At 49.2% G+C, this 3,400-nt stretch carries 2 protein-coding genes; one reads left to right on the plus strand and one right to left on the minus strand.

The window, feature by feature from the left end; translation table 11 throughout:
- Position 1 precedes the first annotated feature (1 nt).
- Positions 2-1,054, plus strand: a complete 1,053-nt coding sequence (locus ABD827_RS15955; protein WP_344965669.1) for an IS91 family transposase — start codon at positions 2-4, stop codon at positions 1,052-1,054.
- Positions 1,055-1,303: 249 nt separating this feature from the next.
- Here ABD827_RS15955 and ABD827_RS15960 read toward each other — a convergent pair whose 3' ends face one another.
- Entirely contained in the window at positions 1,304-3,220 is a 1,917-nt protein-coding gene (locus tag ABD827_RS15960; RefSeq protein ID WP_344965671.1) for a DUF262 domain-containing protein, read from the minus strand.
- Positions 3,221-3,400 lie beyond the last annotated feature (180 nt).

The following is a 3,400-nucleotide window of genomic DNA, read 5'->3' on the forward strand; positions in this document are numbered from 1 at the left end:
CATGAGTACTTTTATCTCGCTGCTGCGTGCGCACCATGATGCGTTGATGACGGCCAGCCACGCGCCGGTGTCTCCCGACATGAAACGAGCGATCGCGGCGATGGAGTGCTGTCAAACCGAGGCCGCCGGCTGGTCGCAGTGGTACTGCCGACATTGCCATCATCACGACCAATCCCCGCTCTCGTGCGGGCATCGGCTCTGCCCGCAGTGCCAACACCGAACCAGCGCCACTTGGCTCGCCCGTCAGCAGGCCAAGTTACTGCCGGTTCATTACTTCATGATCACCTTTACCTTGCCGGCCGAGCTGCGTGGCCTCGCCCGTGCGCAGCCCAAGGCGCTGTATCGCATCATGTTCTCGGTCGCCGCCTCGCTACTCAAGGACTTCGCCCAGCGTCGGCATGGTGGTCGCAGCGGCTTTACCGCGGTACTGCATACCCACAGCCGACGACGGGATCTGCATCCTCATCTGCATGTCATGGTACCGGCAGGCTACTATGACCCCGCACGGCGCCAGTGGCACAAGGGCCCCAAGCGTTACCTCTACCCTGCTGCCGCACTGGCCAAGGTGTGGCGGGGCCGGCTACTGGCCGCCATTCACCAGCACCTCCAGCTCTACCTGCCAGCCAGACTACCGGCGCAATGGGTGGTGGACTGCCGCCCTGTGGGCCGGGGCCTACCCGCCCTGAAATACCTGTCCCGTTATCTGTACCGCGGGGTACTGCCCGACCGGGATATTATCGGAATAGACGGTGACCAGGTGACCTTCCGCTACCGCGAGGGGAAAACCAATCACTGGCAACACCGCACCTTACCCATCGTCAGGTTCCTGGGGCTGATATTGCAACACGCCTTGCCCAAGGGGCTGCAACGAGTACGGGACTACGGGCTGCTGCACGGTAGCGCCAGGACGGTGCGCTTGATTATCCAGTTGTTGTTGATGCGACTGGGGTGGCGCGGGCTGCCAGGGGAGCCGGCAACGATGACCAAAGCCAGCCGCAGCTGCCCGCACTGCGCACAAAGCATGGTGTGCACCGGCATCATCCGAACGGGATAGCCGAAAAGCGGGCACAATAAGGATAATGGCCTCAACAACAGCAGGAGAAGCACGACCATCACTCACCGATCACTGTAACTAATTGAAGTTATTAGTCTTCTAATCGCTTAGCGGCCAGCTATGCCTGCAGAAAATAGCGGCCTCACCGCCCACCCCATGCTTAACCGAGCAATTTACTTAATAAAGGCAGCTTCGGGCTTGTTCAACACCCGGATGAAGTGTCGGCTGCGCGACACTTATCCTTATTTGTTATGCATTTTTGAACTCTATTCCATCCAGATGCAGCAACCGGCCTCTAAATTCAAAGTCACCCAACTCGATATTCCATCGCTGTTCCATAAACCCGAGAAGGTCCAAACCACGCTTTAAAATCTCATTTGGCGTCCACTCTTTATTTTGTGCCACTTCATTCTCGGAGACCGAGCCGTTGTAATAACCAACCCCATTCTTATTATTGACCTTTTGAGGAAAGCTGTCGTTTTGTAGTGCTGAGTTTTTGGAGCGCGACAGTGGTAACAAGTTACCTAAAGAGTGTGTTAAATATCGCTTTTCCTGATCATTCAGGTAGTCGAAGCGATCAGCCCAATAGGCGTCGTCAGGCGTTTGTGGAAAGATATGCTCTAAAGTCACATGATCTTTATTACTGGTTTTCAGTACTTCCCAAGAGAGCTTACTGGTTGCCTGCTTACCTTTCTCTCTAAGCCAGTGCTCGTGCTCATACAGGAAGTAGCGAATACCATCCCAGTGATAAAAGCCATCCCTGTCCAATTCATACTTCTCTTCGATGTGAGCCAGGAATTTCTCTGGATCATAATATCGATCAATCCAAGTGTTTATCGTCTCCATCACCTCTTTAATCGATTTAACACCGGTCAATAGATCCCGTGACATAGTGAAGAATTCAGTATCACCGGTATTCGCACGACGTTGGCTAAGATTAAAAAGTGTGAAGTTATAGCGTTCAGCGGCTGCCAACAGTTTGCTTATCATTGCGGGATCTTGCTTGGAAACAAACGCTGACAAGATCAGGGGCTTGAAAGACCTGAAGCTCAAACGTTCCAAACGGTCTAGCCACAGTTTTTGTGAATCGGTTAGCTGATTGGCCTGCGCATAATACGGATCATGCATGTAGAACCAGTAGACAATAGATTGCTGAAGGCTTTTCACATAGTCAGAGATTTCTTCAATCTTAAGTTTATCTTCTACTTTTTTAGGGTGAGTAATATTTCGGGCATTAAATTTCTCATCCAGTAGGAATTTTATGTAGTCATCGCCTTTCCGGCGAGTATATTTAAAATACATCGTCCAATGGTTGCGAAGAAAGAGGTTATCACTCAGGGGGACCTCTGGGTTCTTACCCAGGTATTCATACATGGTTTTCCATGCATCGTTGATATTAACCCTTAGCTGCTCTCGCCCATCATTGTCCTTAAATAAGGTAGAAAGATAGATTAACCTGTTCTTGAGCAGCTCCAAGCTAGTAAGCGGTTTACCCCGATTATTCATTGTCTCGAAGGTAACAAAGACATCAATCTCTTCGTCAATTTCGTACAGATTGAATTTCAGCTTCTGCGTAAGCTTTTTATAGATTACGGCGATCTCATCAACCGACATTCCAGCTAACCGCTCAATAAAATAACGTTTGGCAAAACTGAGATTTCGCGTGTAGAGCGTTTCTACAAACTGATTTGAACCGGAATGCTCACCAAATATCTTGGTTTTCATATATTCATCACTGGGGTTATCTTTCTCATACCCAAAGATGAAGCTCTGCTGCAACTTATTATCTGCCTCAAAAAATATGAACTGCTTACGTATTGAGGCAATAGATTGATAATTCAGCTCTGCGCCCTCCTCGACTGACTCAAGGATTGCCTGCAAAAGAATCATCGCAGTGGTTAATCGCTGCTGACCATCAACTACATAAAAAGGACGGAAACCTACACCTTCTATTAACCAAAGATCTTTCTCCCAGCGCAGATACAAGCTGGGCTTTACCGGTTCAAGTGTAATTACTCCGGTATAGTGAATTCGGTCAGATTCGAGCTGGAGGATATCTTCCCAAAAATCCTCAACCTGATGCACCTTCCAAGCATAACCGCGCTGATAGTCGGGAATTCTCAGCAAACGTCGCTCGAAGATATCGCTTAGGCTATTCAATTTCATACTAAAATTTCCATTTAGGATGCATAACGCCTCATTAAGAGGCAAAAAATTGTTGGCTAAAATTAGCGACGAAGGAGCAAAAGCCAACTGTTTTTTGTCCTATTTGAATGACTTGTTGAACTAAGCCGCTTCGCGGCAGAACAATGTCGCTCCTTATCATACTGATCTCAGAGCCCTACC

The sequence above is a fragment of the Oceanisphaera sediminis genome (assembly GCF_039539745.1).
GTDB lineage: Bacteria > Pseudomonadota > Gammaproteobacteria > Enterobacterales > Aeromonadaceae > Oceanimonas > Oceanimonas sediminis.